Below are 25,860 nucleotides of genomic sequence, written 5' to 3'. Positions count from 1 at the left end.
CTGCCCAGGCAACCGCTCCCGTAGGGGCCCCGCCCCGAAGCCGTACGACGACCGTTGTGGTCTCGCTGTTGCTGGGCCTCGTGCTCGGCGGCGCGGGAGTCGCCGTGGCGTGGTCGCTCAGCGACGGCAGCAGCGGAGGCTCCGCTGAGGGATACCGCCCGGCAGACGATGCCCGCGCCGCCTGCCAGGCACTCGACGGATTCGACGAGTCGAAGTACACCACGAAGGGGTCGGAAGGCGAGATCGCCCTCAACCGGTATGCCGCGGCGGGAGCGTTGTCCGCGTCGGCTGCCGCGGGGGACACCGAGTACCAGCCCCTCGCACAGGCAATCCGCCGATCACAGGACCGCCACGCCAGGATGTTCGACTTCGACGAGAAGGCGAAGAAGGACCTGGGCGAGGCCCGCCGGATCTGCAAGGGCTTGTAACCCGGCCGCGGGAGACCAGTGACGTCCGGGAAGCGTTCAGCCCGCTCTCGGACGACGCCGCATTGCATCGCCGCTTCGAGCGACTCGGCGTCGACACACGGCATGATCGACCCATGGCAGACGTGGTGTTCTTCGATCTGGACGGGACGCTGGTCGATCACCGAAGCGCGGTCTGGGAAGCGATCGGCCGGATCGTCCAGGACGCGCCGAACGCGATGGCGTCACCGGACGAACTGGTGGCGTCGTGGTGGGCGTTGGAGGCGCGCCACATGCGGGAGTACCTCGACGGCGAGTGCTCCTTCGCTGAGCACCACCGACGCAGGCTGCGTTCGTTCCTGCCGATGCTCGGCGAGCCGGTTCCGGACAGTCCCGCCCTTCTGGACGCCTGGATCACCGAGCGGTACCTCACCGTGTTCGAGGAGTCCTGGCGCTGCTATCCCGATGTCCAACCCTGCCTGGAGACACTGAAACGGCTTCCCCGAGGACCCCGTCTGGCCGTCCTCACCAACGGGGACCCCGAGCAACAGCGCGCCAAACTCGCCCGCTTCGGCCTCCTCGAGTACTTCGAAGCCGTCCTGACCCCGACCGAACTGGGTGCGGCCAAGCCGGCCGCCTACGCCTCCGCCTGCCGGTGGATGAGGACGGACTGCGCGCAGGCGGTCAACGTGGGCGACATGCTGGGAAGCGACGTGCATGCGGCCGCCCTCGCCGGGCTCACCGGCATCTGGCTGGACCGCGGCGTCGACTTCGTCACCGGTGGACCGTCGCCGGTAGCGGACGAGTCGGTGCTCCGCATCGAACGGCTCACCGACCTCCCCGACCAACTGTCATGTGTGCCCCGCCAGTCCGGCTGAACCACACCCGAGTCCGAGTGGCGACGGACGCCGTGCCGGTCAGTCCTTGCTGAGGGCAGGCTCTGTGGCGGATGGCACCCCTTGCTCCCGCGGGTGCGGTCGCCGCTGCAGAACGACGAACCAGGCCAGGCCGACCAGCATCATCAGGGACGCGATGTAGAAGTTGAGCCGCATGCCCAGGATGTACTGCGAGTAGTCGACGCGCAGTGACTCCTCGAAGATGCGGAAGGCGGAGTACCCGGCAACGTAGAGCGCGAACAGGCTTCCCGGCCGGACTTTCCCCTTGCTCCCGAGCCACATCAGGAAGCCGGCCAGCAGGAGGTCCCAGATGAGTTCGTACAGGAAGGTGGGGTGGAAGGTGGCGTTCTGAAGGTAGCCGTCCGGCCGGTGGGCGGGGTCGATCGCCAGCGCCCAGGGCAGGTTGGTCGGGCCGCCGAACAACTCCTGGTTGAAGTAGTTGCCGATCCTGCCGATCGCCTGCGCGATCAGCAGGCAGGGAGCCAGCGCGTCCATCATGCCCGGGACTTCCACCCCGGCCCGGCGCAGCCGCCAGACGCACACCACGGTGGCCAGTGCGACGCCGCCCCAGATGCCCAGGCCGCCTTCCCACACCGCCAGAGGTCCCCACCAGTGCGGTGGGATGCCCTTGGGTGTGGTCAGGTCGAAGTAGATACGGCCGCCGAGGATGCCGAACGGCACTCCCCACAGGGCGACATCCTCCACCTGGACCGGGTCACCGCCCGCGGCTCGCCACCGGCGTCGGCCCAGGGCGACGGCGAGGCCGATGCCGACGATGTAGGACAACGCGTAGAAGTGGATGGTCAGAGGGCCGAGAGAGAACCCGTTTATCGAGGGCGATGGGATGGCGGCTAGCAACATGCGGCTGAGCGTACGCGGAGCTGGGCGGCCCGGATCGGTCGAATGATCCAACGATTGGAGCATGCGCCAAAGTTCACCCCGCGCCGTGAGGACTCTTCACACGTGGTGGTTGCACCGACATAGTTGCGGAATGGCGGAATTTATATTCCGCATGTTGGAAGTTGCTGCAACTGTGGAGAGTCGCACATGTCGAACACCGGTCCGTCCCCGGCACGACGTATCGCGCGTTTCTTGCGTAAGTCGCTGTTCGCCCAAGTCGCCATCGCCCTCGTCATCGGCGTCCTGGTCGGACGATTGTGGCCCCACGCGGGCACCGCGGTCCAACCTCTCGGGGACGGCTTCGTCCGTCTGATCAAGGCGATGATCTCGCCCCTTGTGTTCTGCGTGGTCGTCGCCGGCATCACCAAGGCCGGGGATCTCAAGGCCTTCGGACGCATTGGGCTCAAGGCTCTCGTCTGGTTCGAGGTGGCGACGACGGTCGCCCTGGTCGTGGGCCTGGTCGCCGGCAACGTCGTGCGCCCCGGAGTCGGCATGAACGTCGACCCTGCATCGCTCGACGCGTCGGCCGTGAGCGACAAGACGGGCGGCGGCTCCCTCCCGTCGACGAGCGACTTCATCCTGCACTCGCTGCCGGACAGCGCGATCGGGGCCTTCGCCGAGAACTCTCTCCTCCAAGTCCTCGTGCTGGCCTGCCTGGTGGGTGCGGCCCTGCTCCACCTGGGCAACACCCGGGTTCCCGCGATCCTCCCGGCCATCGAACAGGCCCAGGACGTCGTCTTCGCCATCGTCGGCTTCATCATGAAGCTCGCCCCGCTCGCCGTGTTCGGGGCGACCGCCCACCTGGTCGGCGAGTACGGCATCGGCTCCATGGCGACGTACGGGAAGCTCATCGCTGTCTGCTACGGCGTCGCTCTCGTCTTCCTCTGCCTCCTCGGCCTCGCTCTCAAGGCCTTGACCGGCGTCAGCCTGTGGAAGTTCGTCCGCTACACCCGCGAAGAGATGCTCCTCGCACTCGGAACCGCCTCCAGCGAGGCCGTCATGCCGCGCATGATGCAGAAGCTGCGCCAGGCGGGATGCCGTGAGGACGCGGTGGGCCTGGTCCTGCCGACCGGCTACTCCTTCAACCTCGACGGCGCGTCGATCTACCTGTCCGTCGGCACACTGTTCATCGCCCAGGCCGTCGGGGTGCACCTGAGTCTCGGTCAGCAGATCACCGTCGTACTCGTGTTGATGCTCACGAGCAAGGGCATGGCGGGAGTGCCCGGCTCCGCCTTCCTCGCACTGTCCGCCACGGCCGCCGCGCTCGGCGTCATCCCGGCCGGGGCCGTGGCACTCCTGCTCGGCGTCGACCGCATCATGGACTCGATGCGCGTGGCGACCAACCTGCTCGGCAACTGCGTGGCCGTCTTCGTGGTGTCCAAGTGGGAGGGCGTGTTCGACAAGGTCAGGATGACGAAGGTGCTGGGCGGGGAGATCCCGTTCGTGCCCGAGGAGGAGCGGGTCAGCTCGCAGACGGCCACTTCCGACGTCTCGAACACTTCCAAGGAGGAGCACAGCTCCTGACGTGCCGGGCCCGTCGGGTCCGGGGCCGCGCGACGTGTGTGCGTAGCCCCGGACCCGGCTTCAGGGTTTTCAGGGTTTGTTTGCGGGCCGGCGCCTCACTTGTCGGTCAGGGTGCGGTCCAGGAGTGAGAGCAGGCGGTCCCAGTGCCGCTTCAGCCCGGCCGCGCTGAACGCGTCGGTGTCGGACATGGTGAAGCCGTGGACCGTGCCGGGGTAGATCTCGCAGGTGTCACCCGCCCCGGCGGCATCCAGGGCCTGGGTGAGTTCACTGATGATCTCGGGCGTCATGTCGCCTTCGGCCAGGCCGAGATGGACCTCGGCCTTGAGTGTGGGTACGAGGCGGTGCGGGCTCTCGGGTGTGTCGGTGACCACGAAGCCGGGGTGGAAACCGGCGACGGCGGCCACCTCGTCGGGGTGGGCGGCGGCCGTGCGCAGCGCCAGGAGCGAGCCGATGCAGTAGCCGGTCACAGCGATGGGCCCGGCGCTGACCTCGGGCCGGCCGGCGAGGAACGTGAGGTAGGCGTCGGCGTCGCGCAGGCTGCGTTCAGTGGTGGTGTGTGCCTTCAGCAAAGGCATCACTTGGGCGAACACGGCGGGCCGTGCCCCTTCGTCGATGTACTCGGGGAGTTCGAACACCGGGGCAGGACCATGGCGGTAGTAGAAGTTGGGGACGAGTACGTAGTACCCCTGTCCGGCAAGTTCGCGTGCCATCTCCCGAATCACGGGCCGCAGGCCGAAGGCGTCCGAGTACATGAGTACGGCCGGGTGCCGCTCGCCGTCGTCGGGGAAGGCGACGAAAGCGTCGGCCCGGCCGTCCGGAGTGGGAATCGTCAGCATCTTGGTGGGCACGGGGTTCTCCTGTCGTGGTTGATGTGTCGAGCTTCGAGCTTGTGATCAACACGACGGAGGTGGGGCCCGCGCTGCGGCGGAGCGGGATCCTCGGTCGAACTGCGGGCGCTGTACGGCCCGTTCGGCGCTCAGGAGAGCACCGGGTCACCGATCTGTGTGTGGCGCGAGGCCGTCCCGGTAGTCATGTCTCCAGCCTAGTCCACGGGACGAGGCTCGGGCCCAGAGCCCTCTGGGCCCGAGGGAGTCGGCGTCAGGTCGTGCGGGAGTCGTGGTGGGGAACCCTGGGTCCACACCACCCGCAGTGCCGAAGCGGAGATCCGCCAGCCGTCAGCCGTCCTGACCAGTCTGGTGTCGACGTGGCCGGCGGAAACGAAGACGCCGTCCGAGCCGTCCGAGCTGTCCGAGCCGTCCGAGCCGTCCGCCAGGACGTGGGTGCTGAGCTGGGCACCGCGGGCGGTGGCCTGGTCGCCGTCGATCGTGATGACGGCGTTGGTGCCCAGATGCACGGTCCGGTCGAACAGCGCCATCCCCCGACGGATATGGGCCAGCAGGGCGTCGCGACCGTGGACGGTACCGATGGGCATCTCCGCGGTGACGTCCTCGGTGTGGAACGCGCGAGCCCACTCCTCGTCGAAGACCCCGTCGTCCAGGGAACGCAGGTAGCGGTCGAGCAGGTCGCTGATCTCCGCGCGGTCGGTCAGGGCCGACACTTGCCGTTGGAGCTCTTCAATGTTGTCCATGCCGGAAAGCCTGCTCCCTCAAGCGCGCTTGAGGTCAACCGGTCTTCCGGCACGTCCGGCACATCCGGACGCCCTACTCGTCCGGGTCCCAAGCCTCGAGCTGGTCGAAGACCTCTCGGTCGCCGTCGGCCTTCAGCAAGTCCAGCGGTATACGGCCGTGCAGATAGAGGACGAGGTCACCCGCCGTGCCACGGACGGAGGCGACGTCCGCGTCCGCGTCCGCATCCGCGTTCTCGTCCGGAGTGCCGGGAGCGGGGAGAACAGTGCCCCGTGCGCCGTCGGCGGACAGCGACAGGCGCCAGGAGCGACCCTCGGTGGCATGGAAGTCGGCGGTAGCGGGCTTGTGCGGCCAGGCACTTGTCGTTGCGACGCAGGTGGACAGGAACTCGTCGACACCGTCGAGCGCCACCTCGGTCGACAGCGGCTGCGGGGCACCTACGGTGATCTGGGCGTCGTACGTGTGCACCGCCATCTGCTGGAGCTGGTGCCGGGCTACGGCACCGGAGGTGTGCGGCGACTGCAACGTCTCCCACCACGCCCAGCAACCGCGATCCGGGCCGGACTTCCGCAGTGCGTCCAGCAGTTGCTCCGTGGACTCCGCCAACCAGGCCGACAGGGCCTCGCGCTCCCGAGGCGCAGCCGGGGCGCCTTCCGCTGCGGACTTGGCCGGAGCAGGCCCTGCGGCGACGGTGGCGGCCCAGTCGCGGCGCCCCTCGCCGATGTGCTGCACCAGATCGAACAGCGTCCACTCGGGGCAGGTCGGAACCTGTACGTCGAGGCTGGGCGCGGAGGCGACCGCGGCGCGGAAGGCGGTCGAGCGTTCGTCGATCAGCCGCAGCAGATCAGGGAAGTCCAGAGTCTTGTCCACGCCGGATTTCTATCACCGTGCCCCGGAAACCGGACAGTGATTTTCCTGAAGACCGGGGCTGTGGCATCTCGTTGCTTTGATGTGGACTCGCTCGCCTATCGACGTGTCGCGTGCATCTCCTGGAACAGCTCGAATTCGCCGTCAGGGGCGGCGCTGAACCCCTGCCAGCGGAAGGAGTCCGACGTGACCTCGGTGAACGTCCACCGCGAGCGCCTGCCCTCCGAGTCGGTGCCCTCCTGGATCATCCCGCCGGCACCGTCGGACCGCCCGACCTGGGAGAACTGCGAGGGCAACTTCGGCGAGATCCAGGTGATCTGCCACAGCCCTGTCGTGACGTCATACATGCGGAGGGTGGTGCCGGGGAACCGGCCGTGGAAGTCCGGGCAGAAGAGTACGTCCTGCACCACGCGCCCGCCCAGGGCCCAGCCGAAGCGCCACTCGCCCGCGGCCGTACGCCACTTGCCGTCGCCGAAGAGGTACCGATTACTGATGTTCCACGTACCGACCAGCCGGCCGTAGAGCATCATCGCCTCCGCGTGGTCCGGATCCGGACCGTCCGCCGAGAGCAGTTCCAGCATCGAGTCATGTGACGACGCCGCCATCAGGGCCTCAACTCTCCGTCGATTGAATGGGGTTGAACGGGAAGACGGTAGCGTCTCACCCTGGCGGCTTTGCGCTACGGCCGCCGCCCGGGGATATGTGTGCCGTCGTGCGCCCGCAGTGCCAGCCACAGTGCCGCGACGCCGTCCGTGGTGTCGAGGGCGCGGCCGGTCAGCTCGGTCACGCGGCCCATCCGGTACACCAGCGTCTGCTTGTGGATGTGCAGGCGGGCGGCGGCCCGCTGCCACGAGCGGTTCTCGTCGAGGAACACGCGCAAGGACTCGGTGAGTTGCGCGTCGTGATCGGCGTCGTACGTGAGCACGGGCGCCAGGACGCTGCGCACGATGGCCTCGGCCCGGTCCGCCGAGCGTGGCAGCAGCACGGTGACGTCGTGTTCGCCGTGCCGTACGACCGGGAGTCCTTCGGTTACGGCTGCCGACAGTGCCCAGCGTGCCTCGCGTGCCGCCGCGGGCACCCGGTGAGGGTCACCGACCGGTTCGCCGACGCCGAGCCGGTCGGCCGCGAGGCGCAGTGCCGCGACCGCAGCCGCCGTGTCCGGCATGAGGACCAGGACGAGGTCGTCGCGCCTGAGCACCAGGTGGCCGATGTCGTGGTCGCCGAGAGCGTGATGCACCTCGGGCCCGTCGCCCTGCGCCGACAGGGCCGCGACCACCAGGCCCTCGGGGGACAGCCCGCGCTCGGCAAGGGCCGGGGCGGAGGTCTCCAAATCGGTGCGGCTGTCGAGGAGTTGGGCGAGCAGGGTCGCTCCGACGCGCCGGTCGCGCTCCCGCTCCGCGTTGCGCCGGGTCAGTACGAACGCGGCGACCGTCGAGACATGGTGCAGCAGGATCGGGTCCGGGCGGCGTGTGGTGTGCCAGCGGCTCGCCACGAGCGCCGCGTCACCGAAGCCGGGTACGGCAAGGACCAGGGTGCCGCCCGCGTCCCCCACCGGGAGGATCGCCGGCGGGCGTTCGCCGCGCGCCCCGCGGACGGTGACGACCTGCTCCCGCAACCTGTACGGCAGCTCCGCCCCGTCACGGAGCAGGCCGCGGCCGGTCGACGCGGCGACGAGGTCGAGCCGGCAGTCGAGGATGCCGGCCAGGTCGGCCACGATCGCCGCGTCCGGGCCCGCGGACATGGTGCGCCGGCGCAGTACCTCGTAGATGCGCATGGTGCGGCGCAGCAACTCCTGGCTCTCGGACTGGTTCGAGGCGGCGACGACGCGGGCCAGCGCGACGAAGGGGACTTCGTAGTTCGTCTCGATCAGGGCGAACCGTTGGCGCTCGGCAGCGTCGAGCATGGGCTCGGTGAGTGGCGGTGCGCTCATGTTCTCGCCGATGGCCACCCCCGTGATTCCGGCGGCGGAGCAGCGTTCGACGAACGTGACCTGGTCCGCCGGGAGGGTGGGGATGCCGAGTCCGGTCGTCATGAGGAGGTCGCCCTCGCCGAGCCACTCCCACGGGGTGCTCAGCTCGCAGCTGTGGGCCCAGGTGACGGCGCGCGGGAGGGCGCCGGTGCCGGCTATCAGCCGCGATTTGAGATGTGGCGTGTCCAGCAGGTCACCGACCGAGATTGCCATTCGCGGACGATAGCGCAGAGGTTCGTGGTCAGACGATAGGTCAACGAGTTCGTACCCGGTTCTGACCAGGGGACGATTGTCCGGGCTCCGTCGTGGCCGAAGACTCGGGAGCGCAGACAGGACGAGCCTTCCGGGAGAGACTCACATGAGTACCGCATCCGATACCGCGTACCGGGACATCAGTCTCTGGCACGACACACTGCCCGCATCCTGGGACCCGACCCCCGCCCTTCCCGGGGACCGCGAGTTCGACGTCGCCGTGGTGGGCGCCGGGTACACCGGCCTCTGGACCGCGTACTACCTGGCCAAGCGGGATCCGGGGCTGCGGATCTGTGTCCTGGAGCGGGAAGTCGCCGGCTACGGCGCTTCGGGCCGCAACGGCGGATGGTGTTCGGCGATCTTCCCCACCTCGGCGCGGAAGATCGCCGCGAGCGCGGGTCGCCCCGCCGCCGTGGCGATGCAGTCGGCCATGAACGGTACGGTCGCCGAGATCGCCCGGGTCGTCCGCGAGGAAGGCGTCGACTGCGACTTCGCGCACGGTGGTTACGTGTCGGTGGCGCGCAACGCCGCCCAGCTCGCCCGCGCACGCTCCGAGGTGGAGCACTGGCGCGAATGGGGCTTCGGCGAGGACCACATGCGGATGTTGTCGGCGGGGGAGACCGGGGAGTCCGGCGGCCGGGTCCGGATGAACGGAGCACTCGGCGGTACCTACACCCCGCACTGCGCGGCCCTCCACCCGGCGAAACTGGTGCGCGGCCTGGCCGACACCGTAAGAGCCCACGGTGTCACCGTCTACGAACGCACGGCGGTGACCGAGATCCTGCCGGGGCGCCTGCGCACGGAGCACGGCACGGTGCGTGCCGACAGCATCGTGGTCGCCACCGAGGGCTACACCCCCGACCTCCCGGGCCGGCACCGCTCACTCGTCCCGATGTACTCACTCATGGTCGCCACCGAACCACTGCCGCAGTCCTGGTGGGACGAGCGTGGCCTCGATTCGCGCGAGACCTTCAGCGACAAGCGCCATCTGCGCATCTACGGCCAGCGGACGGCGGACGGCCGGATCGCGTTCGGCGGGCGGGGCGCGCCCTACCATTTCGCCTCGCGCATCAGCCCCACGTACGACCGCGACGCACGCGTGCACGCCATGCTGCGCTCGATCCTCGGCGACCTGTTCCCCGGCCTCGACGGCACACGCTTCACCCACGCGTGGGGCGGCAACCTCGGCATCCCGCGTGACTGGTACCCGTCGGTGCGCTACGACCGCGGTACGGGGATCGGCTGGGCCGGGGGATACGTCGGGGACGGTGTGGCCACGGCCAACCTCGCGGGGCGCACCCTCGCGGATCTGATCCTCAAGGACGACAGCGACCTCACGGCACTGCCGTGGGTGGGACGCACCTCGCCGCGCTGGGAACCGGAGCCGCTGCGCTGGCTCGGTGTCAACGCGGTCACGGCTCTCTTCGCGATGGCGGACAGGACCGAGGCACGGACCGGGAAGCCGTCGAGGTCGGCCCGCACGTTCTGGCGGATGCTGGGCCACTGACGCGGGCGGGAGGCCGGCCCGTGGACCGGGCCGGCCTCTCTTTCCGGTGATGACATCGCGGACCCTCTTACTACGCGACCACCTCTGCCCGCGCGTCGAGGTCGAGGTCGCTGTCGGCGGCCGCGATGATGTCCCACTCGCGGCGGACGTCCAGCGACCTGCACAGCACCCAGTACACCAGCGCGCCCACGGGGATGCCCACGAAGAACGCGATGTCGACACCACCGAGGCGGCCGGCCGCGAAGCCGTGGAAGAAGCTCAGGTACATGAAGGGCACCATGGCGGCGAACGACACCCAGTACGCGGTCAGGCCCCGCCAGTTCCACCGCCCGTAGATGCCCGCCGGGTTGAAGATCTCGCGTACCGAGTACTTCCCGCGGCGGACCAGGAAGTAGTCGACGAGGTTGATCGCGGTCCACGGGGCCATCAGATAGCCGAGGACCGCGAGCACCGTGGTGAAGGTTCCGGCGAGGAAGTCCGCCGGGATCAGGATGCCCACGGCCGTCGCGCTCACCGCGATCAGCAGGATGGTGACGACGCGTATCCGCCGGTCGGGCCGCGTCGGACGGATGCTGTCGGCCGCGCTGATCAGCGTGAGTGAACCACCGTAGATACACATGGCGTTGAGGAGTAGCAGCCCGGCGGCGCCGAGAACGACGACGACCACGCCGAGGCCCGGCAGGATCTGGTCGCTCGCCCGGTGCAGGGTCGCGATCAGATCGGTGCTGTGCGGGAAGATCGCCACGGCGATCGCACCCAGGCTCTCCATCCAGTACACACCGACCCCGGCGCCGAGCGCGGTGTACGCGATGATCGAGCGGTGGCTGGTCGCGGCCGGCATGTAGCGCGAGTAGTCGGACACGAAGAACGCCCACGAGAGCTGGTACACCGCGGAGGCGGAGACCACGACGAAGAACTCCGTGGGCCGGAAGGTGCCTTGGGCGGCGAACTGACCGGCCGGGATGTGCCCGCCCACGACCGATCCGACGGTGAAGACCGCCAGCGCGGCGATGAGCCCGATCGAGACGACCCGCTGGCCGATGTGCAGCAGGTCGTACCCGTACAGGGCGAACAGGGCACCGACGGCGCCGAGCACCACCATCCAGACCCGGCCGTGCCCGGCTCCCAGGTCCGCGGTCACGGCGCCGAGGGTGTTCACGCCGAAGACCACGTAGCCCCAGTAGACGGCGATCGCGACGAGCCAGATGAACAGCGTGCCGTAGCGGCCGAACTGGGGCCGGGACTGCACCATTTGAGGCAGTCCCAGGTGAGGCCCCTGACTGGCGTGCGCGGCCACCGGGATCGTGCCGAGGATCGTTCCGGCGGCCAGCGCGGCCAGGGTCCAGAAGAGGTTGAGGCCCAGCCAGACGCCTATCGCTCCGGTGGAGAGGCTGAGCAGTTGGGCGCTGCCCGCGAACCAGATGGTCGCCTGGTCGGTGAGCCGTCCGTGCCGTTCCGCCGCGGGCACGTAGTCGATCGACCGCGTCTCGATGCCGTGCCCGCGTACGGCTCCGGGTGCGGCTTGAGCAGCCGAGGCGTCTCTCGTCGTCGCCATGATGAGGATTCCTTGTCCTTTTTCGCCGTGACCGTGTCCATGTGCGGGTCATACCGCCGGGAACGCCTCGTCGTCCTGGTACGGGAACCACCAGAAGTCCTGCTCGGGGACGGACGGGTCGATCATCACGGTCTTGGTGGCGCGGAACGTGTCGAGGCCTTCGGCGCCGAGCTGGCTGCCGAGGCCGGACAGCTTGCGGCCGCCGAACGGCGCGGCGTCGTTGTCCGGGAGCGGGGTGTTCACCCACACCGTCCCGGCGACGAGTTCGTGCTGGGCCCGGACCGTCTCGATGAGGTCGGTGGTGTACACGTTCGCGCCGAGCCCGAACCGGGACGCGTTCGCAAGCCGGATCGCCTCGTCGAAGCTGTCGACTCGGACGAGCGGGGCGAGCGGCCCGAAGATCTCACCGTTGACCACATCCATCTCGGGCGTGACACCGGTCAGGACGGTCGGCTCGTGGAAGTACCCCTTGTCGAAGCCCTCCGGTCGCTTGCCGCCGTACAGGACCGTCGCACCCTGCTCGATGGCCCGGGCCAATACGCGCTCGAACCGCTCGAGTTCACCACGGTGCTCCATCGGCCCGATGTCGACCCGGTCCAGGCCGTTGCCGATCCGCAGCTTCGCGGCCTCGGCGGCGAGCAGCTCCGCGAACTCGTCGTAGACGTCGGTGTGGACGTAGATCCGCTCGGCCGAGGTGCAGACCTGGCCGCAGTTGAGGAAGGCCGCGAACGCCACGCCTCGTGCGGCGGTGCGCAGGGGAGCGGACGGCATGACGATGAACGGGTCGTTGCCGGACGCCTCGATGAGGCACGGCTTGAAGGTCTCCGCACAGGCCTTCGCCACTGCCTGTCCGGTCGCGACGCTGCCGGTGAAAGCGACGAGGTGGGTGTCGGGGTGGCTGACAAGCCGGCTGCCGACCCGCCCGCCGCCGGTCAGACACTGCACGAGGCCGGCGGGCAGGCCGCTGAACACCTCCATGAACTTCAGAGTGGTCAGCGAGGCGAACTCCGACGGCTTGACGATCACCGCGTTCCCGGCGGCGAGCGCGGCGGCGGCCTCCCACATCAGGAGCACGACCGGGAAGTTCGCCGGGAGCACGATCACGACGACGCCGTACGGCTCCTTGAGGGTGTACTGCATCTGCCCCCGGGCCGCCGGGCCGGCGATCCGTCCGACGCTGTGGCGTCCGAGCTCGGCGAAGTACCGCGTCGCGGTGACCGCCCACTCGACCTCGTCCATGCCCTCCTTGAAGGGCTTGCCGGTCTCGCGGGTGATCAGTTCGGCGACCTCGGGCCGCAGCTCACGGATCGCCGCCGCGACCTCGTGCAGCTTCTCGGCGCGATGCAGCGCGGACTCCGCCCACCACTGGCGTCGCGCCCCGTTGGCCAGGTCGACGGCCTGCTCGATCTCGTGGTCCGTCGCGTCGGCGATGTGACCGATCTGGATCTCGGTGGCCGGGTCGATCACCGGGCGCCGGTCCGTGGAGACGCTCTCCAGCGGAGCACCGCCGACGAACAGGGTTCCGCTGAGCCGGTCGAACTCTTTCTGCGCATCCATCGTGACAGCTCCAGACGTGACGGGACGTGACGGGACGTGGTGTTACGTGAACGGGCCCGTGGTTCGTCCAGAGCATGGGCGGGGCCGCCCGGCCGCAGCTATTCGGTCGTCGTCCGAAGCACGACGGCTCCTCTCATACGCAACGACAATTGCTTCGGGGCGCCTCGGTGCAGCACAGAGAGGACAAAGCACAGAGGACAGCGAGCGCCGCATGGGCCGGCGGCTCGCTGTCCTCCGCGAGGGGTTCACGGCCACCCCGGCGCTACGTGCCTCGCTGGAGTGGCCGCTGGGTGCAGGTCAGCCCGTGAAGGCTGCCGTGCCGTTCGGGACGCCGAGGCCGGTCGGGCCGTCGTATCCGGTGGAGCCGGTGCACAGGTACGCCGGCGAGCAGCTGCCGTTCGAGCCGCTGGTCACGTCGTAGAGCGCCGAGGTGTGCGCGTAGGGGAACGACGCCGGGTAGGAGCCGGCGGAGGGTGCGCCGGCCAGCGCGTAGGTCGCCGCGATGAACGGGGACGAGGCGCTGGTGCCGCCGAAGACCATCCAGCCGGTGGACTGGCCGTAGGTGTCGAAGACCGCGACACCGGTGTTCGGGTCGGCCACCGAGGAGACGTCCGCGACGGTCCGCCTGGCGCAGCCGCTGTCGGTCTGCCAGGTGGGCTTGGCGTCGTACGCCGAGCAGCCGGAGCCCGCTCCGCTCCACACGGTGTCGGTCCAACCCCGCGTCGTGGAAGAGGTGTTGAGGGAGGTGCCTCCGACGGCGGTGACGTACTTGGAGGCGGCCGGGTACTCGGTTCCGTAGCCGTTGTCGCCGGAGCTGACCGTGATGGCCACACCCGGGTGGTTGAAGTACGTCGAGTCGTACGTGGTGTCGCTGGAGGACTCGCCGCCGCCGTAGCTGTTGGAGACGTACTTGGCGCCGAGGTTCACCGCGGTGTTCACGGCCGTGCCCAGGTTGGACATCGAGGCGGTCGAGGCCTCGACCAGCAGGATCTTGCAGTTCGGGCAGGCCGCGCTGACCATGTCGACGTCCAGGGAGATCTCCTGGGCCCAGCCGGAGTCGGCGCGCGGCGGCTTCGTGCCGCCGGTCTGGTTGACCTTCTTGAAGCAGCCGTTGGCGGTGGTGCAGGCGGGCAGGCCGTACTGGGTGCGGTAGGTCGCGAGGTCGGCTTCCGCGCTGGGGTCGTCGTACGCGTCGACGATGGCCACGGTCTGGCCCGAACCGCCGCTGGCGGAGGGGAGGTTGTACGCGGCCTGGAGTGAGGCGGGGCCGTAGCCGGACGGTGCGGCGGCCGCCGTCAGGTCGCTCTCCGCGTGGGCGGATTTGGGGGTGCCCGCGGTGACGCGGAGCGCGTTGCAGGCCATGACGTTCTTCTGCGTCGGAGTGGCACAGGAGTGGGCCACGGTGACGCCGTTCGGCGCGGATGCCTGGCCGGAGGGGGTGGCCATGGCCAGGGCTGCGGCGGCCAGAGAGGCCACGGCTATGAGAGAACGGGTTCTGCGCAACGTACTTCCTCCGTGAGGTGGGTGAACCAGGGGAGACATGCGGGTCCGCTGTGCAGTCTGTGACGCGTGGTACGCATCAGGACCGGCGCAGAACCTACGGTGTCCGGAGCACGTCAACAAGAAGATCGCTGAATCTGTAACTCCGCATTGCCGACTTGGAGATGACCCAGGAAGTTCCTGAGATGTACATGGCGGAACACTGGCGCGATCATGGTTGACAGGTGCCGGGCGTCACCGCTCCGTTCTGTCTGCTCTCTCTCTGCGCTGTCTGCTCTCTCTGCCGGGACGTCAGCCCCGGCCGGTGCGCGGGGGACGGCCGTCCCTGGACAGTGACACCGTCTCCGCGTCCGGCGCGGGCGCCGCCGTCGCCGTGTTGACCCGCGGCAGCGCGTGCGGATGCTTCTCCGCCAGCCAGCGGACCAGGTGTTCGCGGACGGTGACCCGAACCGTCCATATGTCGTCCGCGTCCTTGGCGGTGACCAGGGCGCGGACCTGGAGCGTGCTCGGCGTCGCGTCGGTGACGGCCAGGCCCCAGTTGCGGCCGTCCCAGGCCGCGCACTCGCGCAGGATGTCGTGGAGCTTCTCGCGCATCGCGTCGACGGGCGCGCTGTGGTCGAGGTGGAAGAAGACCGTGCCGGTCATCTGGGCGCCGCCGCGCGACCAGTTCTCGAACGGCTTCGACGTGAAGTACGAGACCGGCATGGTGATCCGGCGTTCGTCCCAGGTGCGCACGGCGAGGAAGGTCAGGGTGATCTCCTCGACGGTTCCCCATTCGCCGTCCACCACGACCGTGTCGCCGATCCGCACCATGTCGCCGAACGCGATCTGGAACCCGGCGAACAGGTTGCCCAGCGTCGACTGGGCCGCGATACCGGCGACGATGCCCACGATCCCGGCGGACGCGAGCAGCGACGCTCCGGCCGCCCGGAACGAGGGGAACGTCAGCAGCATCGCGGCGGCCGCCACCACACCGACCACGGCCGTGACGATCCGCTGGATCAGCGTGACCTGGGTGCGCACGCGGCGGACCCGGGCGGCGTCGCGGTGCTGCCCCGCGTAACGGGCGTAGGACGACTCGACGATCGCGGTCGCGATCCGCACGACCAGCCAGGCGGTGGTGCCGATCAGGACCAGGCTGAGTGTGCGCCCGATCCCCGCGGAATGGTTCTCGGCGACGTTCGCGTGGTCGTACGAACCGCGCAGCAGGGCCGCGCACAGCACCAGTTGGAGCGGCAGTCGGCAGCGGCGCAGCAGGCCCCACAGCGGTGTCTCGTGGTGGCGCCGGTCGGCGCGTCGCAGCAGGCGGTCGACGGCCCATCCGACGAGGAGCGTGAGCACGACGGAGCCACCGACCACGATCAGCGGTCGCAGTACGTTCTCCATGACTCGACGTTAACCCGGGCCCCGTCGGCGCCGACCGGCCCCCCTCCCCGGCTGAACGGGAGGATCCGCATCACTCTTGACGGCGCCCCAGGAGGCACCTTTTAATTTTGGTATACCGTAATCGAGCGGGCGGACCCGGGTCGCCGTCGGTGCCCGAGCCCCCCCACAGGCGGCCCGCTGCCCGTTGGCCGGACCCTCCGCTCACGTCCTCGGAGGTTCCCTTGAGCGAGACCGTCTCCGATCCCATCGATCACGCGGCGTTGACGGAGAGCGATCCGAGCGGGCGCCTCTACAACGAGGACCTGGCGCCGGCGAGCGAGAGGAACTGGCGGGGCTACAGCTTCTTCGCCATGTGGATGTCCGCCATCCACAACATCGGCACCTACACCTTCGTCGCCGGCCTGTTCGTACTCGGGCTCACCGGCTGGCAGGTCCTGCTCTCGCTGTCCATCGGGATCGCCGTGCTGTACGTCGGGATGAACCTGTCGGGCCAGATCGGCGTGCGCACCGGCGTACCGTTCCCGGTGGTGGCCCGGATGAGCTTCGGCGTGTGGGGCGCGAACCTGCCCGCCCTGATCCGCGCGGTCATCGCCATCGCCTGGTACGGCATCCAGACCTACCTGGCGTCGCTGGCCGTGGTGGTCCTGCTGCTGCGGCTCGACCCCGGCCTGGAGCGGTGGCAGCGGCAGGAGTTCCTCGGTCTGTCGCTGCTCGGCTGGGCGTGCTTCCTGCTGCTGTGGGTGCTGCAGCTGTCCGTGGTGACCCGGGGCATGGAAGCGGTCCGACGGTTCCAGGACTGGGCCGGCCCGGCCATCTGGGTCGTCATGCTGGGCATGGCGGTCTGGCTCGTCGTCGAGGCGCACGGCCACATCCCGATGAATCTGTCGATGCACCCGCTGTCCGCGGGCGAGGCGACGCGGCTGATCTTCTCCGGCGCGTTCCTGCTGGTCGCGACCTACGCCACCATGCTGCTCAACTACACCGACTTCTCGCGCTTCGCCCGCGACCAACGCACCGTGGTCCGGGGCAACTTCTGGGGCATCCCGATCAACTTCGCACTGTTCGCGGTCGTCTCGATCTGCGTCACGGTCGGCTCCCTCACCGTCTTCGGCGAGGCGATCACCGACCCGGCGCTGATCATCGCGCGCGTGCCGAACACGGTGGTCCTGGTGGCCGGCGCGGTCATGTTCATCATCGCGACGGTCGGAGTGAACGTCGTGCTGAACTTCGTCTCGCCCGCCTACGACCTGGCCAACGTGTGGCCGAAGCACATCACCTTCAAGCGGGGCGGACTGATCAGCGCCGTGCTGGCACTGGTGGTGCTCCCCTGGAAGCTGTACGCCAATCCGCTGGTCGTCAACTACTTCCTCGGCGGACTCGGGGCGCTGCTCGGCCCGCTGTTCGGGATCATGATGGTCGACTGGTACCTGATTCGCCGTCAGCGGGTCCGCGTGGAAGCCCTCTATCAGGCGGACCCGTCCGCGGAGTTCCACTACACCCGCGGCGTCAACCGGCGGGCGGTGGCCGTCTTCGTACCGACGGCGGCCGTCTCCGCGGTGATCGCTCTGCTTCCGGCGTTCTCCGATATGGCCGCGCTGTCCTGGCCGCTCGGGGTGCTGCTGTCCGCGGTGGTCTACCGCGCCGTGATGTCACGGGACGCCACGGGCCGCGACGACTAGTCGCGGCCCGGGCACACACGGAGCAGGACCGAACACGATCAGGTCCGATCACGATCAGGTTCTGCTGACAACGGGCCCGCAGCCGTCATCTGTCGATGACGGCTGCGGGCCCGTTGTCAGCGTGTTGGGACCGGCGATCAGTACGGGCCGTTCACGTTGTCGATCGAGCCGTACTTGGCGGCCGCGTAGTTGCAGGCGGCGGTGATGTTGGCGACCGGGTCGTAGCTGTCCATCGAGGTGCCGGCCACGTGGTAGGTGAGGAACGTGGGGTCGATGACCTGGAGGAGACCCTTGGACGGGGTTCCCGCGACAGCGTTGGAGTCCCAGTTGTTGATGGCCAGCGGGTTGCCGGAGGACTCGCGCATGATGTTGCGGTGGATGCCGTCGTACGAGCCGGGAATGCCGTGCTGGGCCATGATGTCGAGCGACTCCTTGATCCAGCCGTCGAGATCGTTCGTGTAGGACTTCTTCGCCGGGGCGATGGCGGGCTTGGCGGTGAGCGTGGTCGTGCGCGCGGAGCGGTCGGCCCGCGCGGCGGACGCCCTGGTCGCGGCCGGCTTCTCCGCGGCCGGCTTCTTCGCGGCCTCGGCCGGGGCCTTCTTGCCGAGGGTGAGCTTGACGCCGGGGTGGATCAGGCCCGGGTCGCTGCCGAGGGCGCTGCGGTTGTCGCTGTACAGCTTCTTCCAGCCGCCGCTCAGGGAGTGCTCACGGGCGATCTTCGCGAGGGAGTCGCCGGCGACGACGACGTACGTCTTGGGGGCGGCAGCGGCGGGGGCGGTGGCTGCGGCAGGCTTCGCGGCCGTCTCGGCCGGTGCCGCGTTGGCGATGGTCGCGCCGAGCACCGGGAGAACGAGCACAGCCCCGCCCGTTCCTACGGCGGCGATGCCCCGGGTGAGCGTGCTGGACTTGAGACGGCGGTGCTTTCCCTTTGCGGGCATGAAGAAGTCCTCTCCGTCGCCTACGAGGTGAGCTGTCGGGTTCGGACGGGAGATGTCCGGTCGCACTGGGCGTGCGACTTCACCCCGAGCCGATCCGGAATCCGGATCGGCGGCTTACCTGGGTCCCCCGCTCCTGCCGTGGGTATCTGAGTGGATGGGAGTGTTTCCGGACAGCGGCAGGACTCGGCGTTCCATCCGGATTGATGGTGACGTTAGGCGAGAAAGCACGGACGGAACAAGGGCCGAATTCGATTAGGGAATGCGTGAGGCCCGCCCCTGGTGACCTGATCTTCCCCGCCCCCTTTGATCGAAAAGCCCAATCTTCTTTGCGCAGAACGGAAATGGGATCGGCGGGCATCTGGGAGCCGGCGGCTGATGGTGTGACCCGTTTCACTGAATGGGGTACGGGTTGGAATGCCGCGGGATGGCATATCGGAGTGCAATATTTCGTACGAGTGCCTTGCAAATGCAGGCAGAGCTTTACGTATGCCGCGAATTGTATAAAGGAGTAAGTTTTAGTAAAAAAGGGACATAGTGCGCATGTCGCTTTTCGTATTCAAAGGTGCGCTTTATCAACTGAGATTGCACCCGATCATGGGGTCTGTGTGCTTCGGCTGAGTGGTCGGCTGCGCTGAGCCCGATGGCGCCCCACCCCCGCACACGGCACTCCCCGGTCGGCCTGTGATCGTCCGTCGGTACGGATCTTCAAACGGATCTTCAAAAGGTTCTTCAATTGGTCGCCGAAATTCCTGGGCGCCGACGTGCCGTCAGATAATGGCGTTTCATTGATTTCGGCGGATGGATATGCCTTTTGTCGAGGCGTCATCGGTCGATGCGTCCACCCGGTGGCGCCGAACTGCAAAACCAGCCCGGTGACTTGCCCGCCGTAGGCCCAGCCCGATGGGGCTGTCATGGCGGGCCCGCACGCCGGTGGCCGCTCGCTGAATCCTTTTCCGCGTCCGGTGCCTCTTGTGCATGGAGACCGGCCGCTCGGGCTGGTGGACAGCGAGGGGAACCGAGCATGATGATCGCGATCGTCGCCGTGGCCGCGGCACCTTCTGCGCGGTGCCCTCGGTTTCGGCCTGGCGCAGACCATTTCCCGCGGGCGACTGGAACGCGCTTGCCGGGATGGAGTCTGCACCCTGACGCGGGCGGGTGGCGTCGGCGCTGCGGGCTCCCGGCTCCCCTGACGCACCGCCCGCACCGTAGAGGGGGAGTTGAACCGCAGCGATCAAGCACTGGTGAGATCATTACCGACCGGCAGGTCGAGCTACGTCGGGTGAGAGGACGAGAGCCACGTGGATGTGTACGAAGCCGTGGACGGCCGCCGGGCCGTGCGGGCGTTCAGCGACGAGCCGGTACCCCAAGAGGTTCTCGCACGAGTGCTGACCGCGGCGACGCGGGCTCCGTCAAGTGGGAACCTCCAGCCGTGGCACACCTACGTCGTGGCCGGCGGGCCCCTGGCCGAACTGAAGAGGCGCGCGACGGCCAGGGCGTTGGCGGGCGACCCGGGCGACGAGCGGGAGTATCCGATGTACCCGGCCGAACTGACCTCGCCGTACACGGACCGCTTCGCCGCCGCGGCCGCCCAGCGGTACGAAGCGTTGGGCATCGTGCGCGACGACCCCGAAAGGCCCATGAAGATAGCCGCCTTGAACTCTGAGGCGTTCGGGGCGCCGGTCGTGCTGTTCTGCTACCTCGACCGGACGATGGGACCTGGTCAATGGGCGGACGCGGGGATGTATTTGCAGACGGTCATGCTGTTGCTGAGGGCTGAAGGGTTGCACAGTTGCCCCCAGGTGATGTGGACGATGTATCGCAAGACCGTCAGTCAGCTGGTCGGAGCCGATGACGGGCTCGTGCTGCTCTGTGGTGTCTCGGTGGGATTCGAGAAGGAAGGCGCGCCACGGCTGCGCACCGCGCGGGCGGACATGACGGAAACGGTGAGTTTCATCGGAGTGTGACCATCAGGCGGTCAGGAGCCACAGAACCAGCATGCGCGACCGCCTCTTTGTCCTCGTACTCGCCGACCAAGATCAATCGCAAGTCGACTCTCTTAAGGTCCGGAGCAATGACAACACCCCTCGCCCTCAGCACCTTCGACTCACTCCGCCTCGACGCCGTGCCCGACCAGGAGACCCTGCGCCAGGCCTACGGACTCCCCGGCGACGCGGCCGTGCGCAAGCAGATGACCGAACTCACCGACCAGACACGGCGGTTGATCGGCTGCTCATCGCTGGTCCTGGTCGCCAGCGCGGACGCCGAGGGCAACTGTGACGTCTCCCCGCGCGGCGGCCCCGCCGGGTTCGTCGCCGTCCTGGACTCGCGGACGGTGGCGATACCGGACGCGACCGGCAACAAGCGTCTGGACACGCTGCAGAACGTGATCGCCACCGGGCGGGCCGGGCTGCTGTTCGTCATCCCGGGGCGCACCACGACGCTCAGAGTGAACGGCCGGGCCTGCGTCTCCACCCGCCCGGAACTGCTGTCGCAACTGACCGCCGTGGGCAAGCCGCCGGCCAGTGCGCTGGTGCTGGGGATCGAGGAGGTCTACCCGCACTGTCCCAAGTCGCTCCTGCGCAGCGGGGCCTGGAAGCCCGAGCAGTGGCTGCCGGCGGACGCCCAGCCGGCCTCGGCCGAGGTGACGCTGGCCCAGCTGCGGATGCCTGAGCTGACGATCGCCGACGTCGAGCAGGCGGAGGCGGACTCGCTGAAGTACCGGTACGAGTAACCGGCCCGGCCCGGGCCGGCCCGGCCCGGTCAGGACGGGGCGAGGACGCAGAACTCGTGGCCGTCCGGGTCGGTCAGGCAGGTCCAGGGGACGTCGCCCTGACCGAGGTCGAGGTCGGTGGCGCCGAGGGCCCGTAGCCGGGCCACCTCTGCTGCTTTGTCGTCGCCGGGGTAGGGCAGCAGGTCAAGGTGGACGCGGTCCGGCGCGGTCTTCGGGTCGGTCGTGCGGAGGAACTCGAGATAGGGCCCGGTGCCCTTGGCGGAGCGCAGTACCGCCTGGTCGTCCGTCACCTCGTGCAGGGTCCAGTCCAGCGCCTCGTCCCAGAACCGGGCCATGCCCCGTGGATCCGTACAGTCGACGACGATCGCGGCGATCGGTCCGGTGTCCCGGTAGGTGTCTCTCGGCTCCAGTACGCAGAATTCGTTGCCCTCGGGGTCGGCGAGGACCGTCCACGGTACGTCCCGCTGGCCGACGTCGGCGGGCGTCGCACCGAGAGCCTTCAGTCGGGCGACCAGCTCCGCCTGATGGGCCAGGGAGGTGGTCGCGAGATCGAGGTGCACGCGGTTCTTCGTCGGTGTCTTGGGCTCCGGGACAGGAACGATGTCGATGCAGACCTCGACCGGGTCGGGCCAGACGAGGGCGCCGTCGGGTCCGACGTAGGTGGTCACACCGGGCTGGACGACATCCCACCCGAGCGCCTCCGCCCAGAATCGGCCGACCGCCGGCCCGTCGATCGCCTTGATGTTCACCTGAACAGGTCGCAGTGCCATGCCGGTGATCCTATGCAGGGATGCTGCACACGTGGGGTGGTGATGGTGCGGTGAGTGACGGACCGGACCATGACCCTCACCCGCCTCGGCCTGGCGCTGAACCGCAACCGCACCTGATCTCTTGCCGTTACAGCGCTCCCGCTACTGCGCCGCCACTACAGCGCTGACGCGCTCTGTGACGCCGTGAGCCAGGCGCGGTAGCGGCGCAGTGCGCGTCGCTGTTGGAGTTGCTCGGTGACCACGGCGCGCACCGGGTGGGTGCCGGGCCTCGGGTCGCTCCCGCGCGCGAGGCGGCGCATCTGGCTGCGGACCAGGGCCATGCCGGCCGCCGAGGCGAGAGCCTTGTTGGACCAGGTCACCGGCCGCAGCTGCCGTTCGGCCTCGCGGCCGCCGCGCCAGCGGTCGGGGAGGTCAGGGGTGACGGCCAGTGCGGTGCCGATCCCGATGACCGCGACGCCGCTGTCGAGGACCTCCTCGGCCGTCTCGCGGCGCGTGATGCCGCCGGTGAGCATGAGGGGGAGAGGGCTGGTCCTGACCAGATCCCTGGCCAGGTCGAGGAAGTAGGCCTCGCGGGCCTGGGTGCTCGCGTCGGCGGCGCGGCCAGTCATCGCCGGGCTCTCGTAGCTGCCGCCGGACAGTTCGACCAGGTCGACACCGAGGGGTTCGAGCATCTCGATGACCTGGCGTGCGTCGTCGGCGTCGAAGCCGCCGCGCTGGAAGTCGGCGGAGTTGAGCTTCACGGCGACCGCGAAGGACGGGGAGACGGTGGCGCGGACGGCGCGGACGACGTCCAGCAGTATCCGGGCCCGGTTCCCGAGCGATCCGCCCCACGCGTCGGTGCGCTTGTTCACGAGAGGGGAGAGGAACTGCGACAGCAGGTAGCCGTGCGCGGCGTGGATCTCCACACCGTCGAACCCGGCCTCCTCGGCCCGGCGGGCCGTGACCGCGAAGCGGGCCACCGTGGCCTCGATCTGCGCGGGGGTCATGGCGGTGGGGCGGCCGAAACGGCTGCTGAGCCTTCCCAGGTCGACGCCCACGTCGGAGGGACCCCACACGACGCCGGGCATGTCGGATTCCACCTGGCGGCCGGGGTGGTTGATCTGCATCCACAGGGCCCCGCCGCCGCTCTTGCCGGCCTCGGCCCACGCGGTGAACGGCTCCAGCGGGGCGGCGTCGTCGAGGACCACACCCGCCGGGCCGGTCAGCGCCTCGGCGTGCACCATGACGTTGCCGGTGATGAGCAGTCCGGCGCCGCCGGAGGCCCAGCGCCGGTACAGCGTGAGCAGCTCGCGGCCGGGAAGCTGGCCGTCACGGGCCAGGTTCTCCTCCATGGCCGCCTTCGCGATCCGGTTGGTGAGCGTTGCCCCGGAGCGCAAGGGCAGTGGCGAGAACAGCTCGCTGGACATCCGAGTTCCCCTCTTTCATGTCAGTCACCTACGATGTATGCACCGTTCACATTAGGGGTTGATGTAAGCGGCGTAAACATGAGGGAGTGTGACCTGTGTCGCAAGCGTCCGCGTACCACCACGGCGATCTGCGCGCCGCCTGCCTGCGTGCCGCGCGGGAGCTGCTCGAAGAGGACGGCAGTGCCGGCCTTTCGCTGCGCGCGGTGGCGCGGCGGGCCGGGGTGTCCGCGACGGCTCCCTACCGCCACTACGCGGACCGTGACGCGCTCGTCTCCGCGGTCGCCGCGGAGGGCTACCGCGAACTCGCCGAGCAGCTGGCCGCCGCCCATCCCGCACCCTCGACCCCCGACGACCTGGCGGCGGTCGCCGTCGTCTACGTGCGGTTCGCCCTTGAGCACCCCGCACTGTTCCGGGCGATGTTCGCCGAGCCCTGCGACCCGACCAGCGAGGAGCGGGTCGCCGCGACCGTCGTGATCACGGACTACGTCCGGGGCATCGTCCGCAACGCCTTCCCGGGCGCGGATCCGGAGGCCCTGGCGACCACGGTGTGGGCCCTGGTCCACGGCCTCGCCTTCCTGCACCTCGACGGCAAGCTCGACACCTCCACCCCCGAGGTGGTCGCCCGCCAGGTCCGCGCCGCCGTGCACGCCCTGTTCACCGTCGCCCCGGCGGCGCGGGCGCCGGGCACGCCACCGGAGTAGCCGCGAGGCCAGGGCACCCCGGTACCGGCAGGGCGCCGACGGCCTCCTCCACCGGGCTATCCGGCCTCCACCGGGCTATCCGACCTCCACTGGACTATCCGGCCGTGCGGGCGAGGCCGGGAGCGCTGAGCATGGCGGTGTCAGCCGAACCAGAACGGTCAGGAACGGTCAGGAACGGTCAGGAGTTCTTTCTATGGCGACAGGCTGGGACCCCCGCCCCATGACCAGCCCCGGTGACGGCGCCGAATGGCTGCCGGTCCTGGACATCCCCCCGCCCGCACGGCAGAGACGCTGGACCGTGCTGCTGCGCTGGTTGTTGCTGATTCCCCAGTTCGTGGTGTGGTGGCTGCTGAACATCGCGGCGTTCTTCGTCATGATCGTGGGCTGGTTCGCCGCCCTGTTCACCGGCCGTCTGCCCGACGGGATCTTCGGGTTCCTCAGCTCCGTCCTCGCGTACGGGACCCGGGTCAACGCGAGCGCGGCACTTCTCGTCGACCGCTATCCACCCTTCTCCTTCTCCGCACCGCAGTACCCCGTGCAGATCGAGGTCCGCCCCACCCCGCTCAACCGTCTTGCCGTGTTCTTCCGGCTGATCCTGCTGATCCCCGCGGCGATCGTCGCCGGCCTGCTGGAGAGCGGCTGGTACGCGATCAGCTGGGTGTTCTGGCTGATCACCCTCGTCCTGGGACGCCTGCCCGCTCCGCTGTACGCCGCGACGGCCGCCGTCGCCCGGTTCTCGATGCGCCTGCGCGCGTACACCTACATGCTCACGCCCGCCTACCCCAAGCGCGTGTTCGGCGACGAGCCGGTCCCCGCGGACGAGGTCCGGTCCGGCACCCGGCCGCTGCTGCTCGACACCACGGCCAAGGTTCTCGTCGTGCTGTTCCTGGTGCTCGGTCTGGCCGGCCACGTCGTCAACGCCAGCGTCGACCACGGCTCCGACCACGACGAGGACGATTTCATGGCCCACACCGTGACTTCATGGACCACCCCGTGACGGCGAACCGCTGAACGTGGTCAACGCCGCCCCCATGACCGCCTCTTGTCCCGCGGTCGTGCGTACCCGCCGACGCGACTCGTGCCGAGCCCGAGCGCCACCAGCGACTCCGCGAGACGGACCCCCGCACCCACTCCGTCGACCACCGGCACCCCCACCGCGTCACGGACCGCGCGCTCGAGTCCGGTCATCCCGGCGCAGCCGAGCACCAGGACCTCCGCGCCGGCGTCCCGTGCCGTACGGGCCGCGGTCAGGAACGCGTCCGTCGTGCGGGCCGCGTCGCCGAGTTCGAGGACGCCGAGCCCCGTACCGACCACGGCGACACAGTGCGCGCCCACCCCGGCCGTGTGCAGGCTGTCCTCGATCTGGCCGCGGGACCGGTCGAGGGTGGTCACCACCGCGTACCGCCTTCCGAGCAGACACGCGAGATGCGCGGCGGCCTCGGTGATGTCGACGACGGGGACGTCGACCAACTCCCGTGCGCCTTCCCGCCCGTGCTCCCCGAACCCGGCCATGACGACGGCGTCGTAAGCGGGTCCCTCGTAGGTGCGCAGGGCGTCGAGGACGGCGGCGGCCGAGAGGTACGAGTCGAGCCAGCCCTCCACCGAGTCGGGGCCCCATGAGGGGGTGAGTCCTTCGACGGTCGTGCCGGGGCTCGCGGCGTCCCGCGCGCCCCGCACGATCTCGTCCGTCATCGACTGTGTCGTATTGCAGTTGGTGACGAGAATGCGCACC

The 25,860-nt window shown here is 69.2% G+C and carries 23 protein-coding genes and 1 riboswitch; of the genes, 9 read left to right on the top strand and 14 right to left on the bottom strand.

The features are described 5' to 3' along the window. Positions 1 to 56: 56 nt before the first annotated feature. Together EOT10_RS42195 and EOT10_RS30970 are read left to right on the top strand one after the other, a co-directional pair. Complete coding sequence (locus EOT10_RS42195) at positions 57 to 428, top strand: hypothetical protein (RefSeq protein WP_127831680.1); 372 nt, start codon at positions 57 to 59, stop codon at positions 426 to 428. A gap of 113 nt (positions 429 to 541) precedes the next feature. Next, the gene (locus tag EOT10_RS30970) at positions 542 to 1,282 is read left to right on the top strand and encodes an HAD family hydrolase (RefSeq protein ID WP_127831679.1); all 741 of its coding nucleotides are present in this window, start codon (positions 542 to 544) and stop codon (positions 1,280 to 1,282) included. A gap of 39 nt (positions 1,283 to 1,321) precedes the next feature. Here the strand turns inward: EOT10_RS30970 and lgt are convergent, their stop codons facing one another. Next, entirely contained in the window at positions 1,322 to 2,161 is an 840-nt protein-coding gene (lgt, locus tag EOT10_RS30965) for a prolipoprotein diacylglyceryl transferase (protein WP_189492278.1), read from the bottom strand. 186 nt (positions 2,162 to 2,347) lie between these two features. Here lgt and EOT10_RS30960 point away from each other — a divergent pair, with 186 nt between their 5' ends. Then, entirely contained in the window at positions 2,348 to 3,724 is a 1,377-nt protein-coding gene (locus tag EOT10_RS30960) for a cation:dicarboxylate symporter family transporter (protein ID WP_127831677.1), read from the top strand. A gap of 95 nt (positions 3,725 to 3,819) precedes the next feature. Here the strand turns inward: EOT10_RS30960 and EOT10_RS30955 are convergent, their stop codons facing one another. From EOT10_RS30955 to EOT10_RS30935, 5 genes are all read right to left on the bottom strand, one after another. Continuing rightward, on the bottom strand, positions 3,820 to 4,572 hold the full coding sequence (locus tag EOT10_RS30955) for a dienelactone hydrolase family protein (RefSeq protein WP_127831676.1): 753 nt from the start codon (positions 4,570 to 4,572) through the stop codon (positions 3,820 to 3,822). Between the two features lie 194 nt (positions 4,573 to 4,766). Beyond that, complete coding sequence (locus EOT10_RS30950) at positions 4,767 to 5,312, bottom strand: nuclear transport factor 2 family protein (RefSeq protein ID WP_127831675.1); 546 nt, start codon at positions 5,310 to 5,312, stop codon at positions 4,767 to 4,769. Positions 5,313 to 5,385: 73 nt separating this feature from the next. Further along, positions 5,386 to 6,180, bottom strand: coding sequence for a maleylpyruvate isomerase family mycothiol-dependent enzyme (locus tag EOT10_RS30945; RefSeq protein ID WP_127831674.1), 795 nt, complete (start codon positions 6,178 to 6,180; stop codon positions 5,386 to 5,388). A 95-nt stretch (positions 6,181 to 6,275) separates the two neighbouring features. Then, entirely contained in the window at positions 6,276 to 6,758 is a 483-nt protein-coding gene (locus tag EOT10_RS30940) for a hypothetical protein (protein WP_127831673.1), read from the bottom strand. Between the two features lie 98 nt (positions 6,759 to 6,856). Next, positions 6,857 to 8,359 (bottom strand): PucR family transcriptional regulator, encoded by a 1,503-nt coding sequence (locus tag EOT10_RS30935; RefSeq protein ID WP_127831672.1) that lies wholly within the window; start codon positions 8,357 to 8,359, stop codon positions 6,857 to 6,859. A gap of 145 nt (positions 8,360 to 8,504) precedes the next feature. Here EOT10_RS30935 and EOT10_RS30930 point away from each other — a divergent pair, with 145 nt between their 5' ends. Then, positions 8,505 to 9,905: an NAD(P)/FAD-dependent oxidoreductase gene (locus tag EOT10_RS30930; RefSeq protein WP_127831671.1), complete on the top strand. Its 1,401-nt coding sequence runs from the start codon at positions 8,505 to 8,507 to the stop codon at positions 9,903 to 9,905. Between the two features lie 70 nt (positions 9,906 to 9,975). Here EOT10_RS30930 and EOT10_RS30925 read toward each other — a convergent pair whose 3' ends face one another. The 4 genes from EOT10_RS30925 to EOT10_RS30910 form a co-directional block, all read right to left on the bottom strand. Beyond that, complete coding sequence (locus tag EOT10_RS30925) at positions 9,976 to 11,460, bottom strand: purine-cytosine permease family protein (RefSeq protein ID WP_127831670.1); 1,485 nt, start codon at positions 11,458 to 11,460, stop codon at positions 9,976 to 9,978. A gap of 48 nt (positions 11,461 to 11,508) precedes the next feature. Beyond that, complete coding sequence (locus tag EOT10_RS30920; RefSeq protein ID WP_127831669.1) at positions 11,509 to 13,017, bottom strand: aldehyde dehydrogenase family protein; 1,509 nt, start codon at positions 13,015 to 13,017, stop codon at positions 11,509 to 11,511. Positions 13,018 to 13,314: 297 nt separating this feature from the next. After that, positions 13,315 to 14,559 (bottom strand): S53 family peptidase, encoded by a 1,245-nt coding sequence (locus EOT10_RS30915; RefSeq protein WP_127831668.1) that lies wholly within the window; start codon positions 14,557 to 14,559, stop codon positions 13,315 to 13,317. Positions 14,560 to 14,808: 249 nt separating this feature from the next. Beyond that, a complete protein-coding gene (locus EOT10_RS30910) occupies positions 14,809 to 15,903 on the bottom strand; it encodes a mechanosensitive ion channel family protein (RefSeq protein ID WP_127831667.1) in 1,095 nt (364 codons plus the stop codon). 221 nt (positions 15,904 to 16,124) lie between these two features. Here EOT10_RS30910 and EOT10_RS30905 point away from each other — a divergent pair, with 221 nt between their 5' ends. Next, positions 16,125 to 17,582 carry an NCS1 family nucleobase:cation symporter-1 gene (locus tag EOT10_RS30905; protein ID WP_431313340.1) on the top strand — a complete coding sequence of 486 codons (1,458 nt, stop codon included), beginning with the start codon at positions 16,125 to 16,127 and terminating at the stop codon, positions 17,580 to 17,582. Positions 17,583 to 17,719: 137 nt separating this feature from the next. Here the strand turns inward: EOT10_RS30905 and EOT10_RS30900 are convergent, their stop codons facing one another. Continuing rightward, a complete protein-coding gene (locus tag EOT10_RS30900) occupies positions 17,720 to 18,520 on the bottom strand; it encodes a LysM peptidoglycan-binding domain-containing protein (protein ID WP_127831666.1) in 801 nt (266 codons plus the stop codon). Positions 18,521 to 18,522: 2 nt separating this feature from the next. Further along, positions 18,523 to 18,691, bottom strand: a riboswitch (cyclic di-AMP (ydaO/yuaA leader). 1,127 nt (positions 18,692 to 19,818) lie between these two features. Between EOT10_RS30900 and EOT10_RS30895 the strand changes: the two genes are divergently transcribed. Both EOT10_RS30895 and EOT10_RS30890 read left to right on the top strand, forming a co-directional pair. Then, complete coding sequence (locus EOT10_RS30895; protein WP_127831665.1) at positions 19,819 to 20,484, top strand: nitroreductase; 666 nt, start codon at positions 19,819 to 19,821, stop codon at positions 20,482 to 20,484. A 107-nt stretch (positions 20,485 to 20,591) separates the two neighbouring features. After that, entirely contained in the window at positions 20,592 to 21,251 is a 660-nt protein-coding gene (locus tag EOT10_RS30890; protein ID WP_127831664.1) for an MSMEG_1061 family FMN-dependent PPOX-type flavoprotein, read from the top strand. Between the two features lie 29 nt (positions 21,252 to 21,280). Here the strand turns inward: EOT10_RS30890 and EOT10_RS30885 are convergent, their stop codons facing one another. Both EOT10_RS30885 and EOT10_RS30880 read right to left on the bottom strand, forming a co-directional pair. Beyond that, entirely contained in the window at positions 21,281 to 22,021 is a 741-nt protein-coding gene (locus EOT10_RS30885; protein ID WP_127831663.1) for a VOC family protein, read from the bottom strand. A gap of 155 nt (positions 22,022 to 22,176) precedes the next feature. Next, a complete protein-coding gene (locus tag EOT10_RS30880) occupies positions 22,177 to 23,427 on the bottom strand; it encodes an NADH:flavin oxidoreductase/NADH oxidase family protein (protein WP_127831662.1) in 1,251 nt (416 codons plus the stop codon). Between the two features lie 95 nt (positions 23,428 to 23,522). Between EOT10_RS30880 and EOT10_RS30875 the strand changes: the two genes are divergently transcribed. Both EOT10_RS30875 and EOT10_RS30870 read left to right on the top strand, forming a co-directional pair. Then, positions 23,523 to 24,128 carry a TetR/AcrR family transcriptional regulator gene (locus EOT10_RS30875; protein ID WP_127831661.1) on the top strand — a complete coding sequence of 202 codons (606 nt, stop codon included), beginning with the start codon at positions 23,523 to 23,525 and terminating at the stop codon, positions 24,126 to 24,128. Between the two features lie 193 nt (positions 24,129 to 24,321). Next, the gene (locus tag EOT10_RS30870) at positions 24,322 to 25,125 is read left to right on the top strand and encodes a DUF4389 domain-containing protein (RefSeq protein ID WP_127831660.1); all 804 of its coding nucleotides are present in this window, start codon (positions 24,322 to 24,324) and stop codon (positions 25,123 to 25,125) included. A gap of 20 nt (positions 25,126 to 25,145) precedes the next feature. Here the strand turns inward: EOT10_RS30870 and EOT10_RS30865 are convergent, their stop codons facing one another. After that, complete coding sequence (locus EOT10_RS30865) at positions 25,146 to 25,859, bottom strand: aspartate/glutamate racemase family protein (protein ID WP_127831659.1); 714 nt, start codon at positions 25,857 to 25,859, stop codon at positions 25,146 to 25,148. Between the last annotated feature and the right edge of the window lies 1 nt (position 25,860).

Source organism: Streptomyces antnestii (assembly GCF_004005495.1).
In the GTDB taxonomy this organism is placed as follows: Bacteria; Actinomycetota; Actinomycetes; order Streptomycetales; family Streptomycetaceae; genus Streptomyces; species Streptomyces antnestii.
The sequence above is the reverse complement of the archived record's forward strand: the minus strand, read 5'-3'. Positions and strand labels throughout refer to the sequence as shown.

Excerpts from the sequence above, each read along its gene's own strand:
- EOT10_RS30910 (WP_127831667.1), bottom strand. The coding sequence starts at position 15,903 with ATGGAGAACGTACTGCGACCGCTGATCGTGGTCGGTGGCTCCGTCGTG.
- EOT10_RS30885 (WP_127831663.1), bottom strand. The coding sequence starts at position 22,021 with ATGGCACTGCGACCTGTTCAGGTGAACATCAAGGCGATCGACGGGCCG.
- EOT10_RS30870 (WP_127831660.1), top strand. The coding sequence starts at position 24,322 with ATGGCGACAGGCTGGGACCCCCGCCCCATGACCAGCCCCGGTGACGGC.
- EOT10_RS30880 (WP_127831662.1), bottom strand. The coding sequence starts at position 23,427 with ATGTCCAGCGAGCTGTTCTCGCCACTGCCCTTGCGCTCCGGGGCAACG.
- lgt (WP_189492278.1), bottom strand. The coding sequence starts at position 2,161 with ATGTTGCTAGCCGCCATCCCATCGCCCTCGATAAACGGGTTCTCTCTC.
- EOT10_RS30960 (WP_127831677.1), top strand. The coding sequence starts at position 2,348 with ATGTCGAACACCGGTCCGTCCCCGGCACGACGTATCGCGCGTTTCTTG.
- EOT10_RS30920 (WP_127831669.1), bottom strand. The coding sequence starts at position 13,017 with ATGGATGCGCAGAAAGAGTTCGACCGGCTCAGCGGAACCCTGTTCGTC.
- EOT10_RS30930 (WP_127831671.1), top strand. The coding sequence starts at position 8,505 with ATGAGTACCGCATCCGATACCGCGTACCGGGACATCAGTCTCTGGCAC.
- EOT10_RS30890 (WP_127831664.1), top strand. The coding sequence starts at position 20,592 with ATGACAACACCCCTCGCCCTCAGCACCTTCGACTCACTCCGCCTCGAC.
- EOT10_RS30935 (WP_127831672.1), bottom strand. The coding sequence starts at position 8,359 with ATGGCAATCTCGGTCGGTGACCTGCTGGACACGCCACATCTCAAATCG.
- EOT10_RS30950 (WP_127831675.1), bottom strand. The coding sequence starts at position 5,312 with ATGGACAACATTGAAGAGCTCCAACGGCAAGTGTCGGCCCTGACCGAC.
- EOT10_RS30900 (WP_127831666.1), bottom strand. The coding sequence starts at position 18,520 with ATGCCCGCAAAGGGAAAGCACCGCCGTCTCAAGTCCAGCACGCTCACC.
- EOT10_RS30915 (WP_127831668.1), bottom strand. The coding sequence starts at position 14,559 with ATGTCTCCCCTGGTTCACCCACCTCACGGAGGAAGTACGTTGCGCAGA.
- EOT10_RS30940 (WP_127831673.1), bottom strand. The coding sequence starts at position 6,758 with ATGCTGGAACTGCTCTCGGCGGACGGTCCGGATCCGGACCACGCGGAG.
- EOT10_RS30925 (WP_127831670.1), bottom strand. The coding sequence starts at position 11,460 with ATGGCGACGACGAGAGACGCCTCGGCTGCTCAAGCCGCACCCGGAGCC.
- EOT10_RS30970 (WP_127831679.1), top strand. The coding sequence starts at position 542 with ATGGCAGACGTGGTGTTCTTCGATCTGGACGGGACGCTGGTCGATCAC.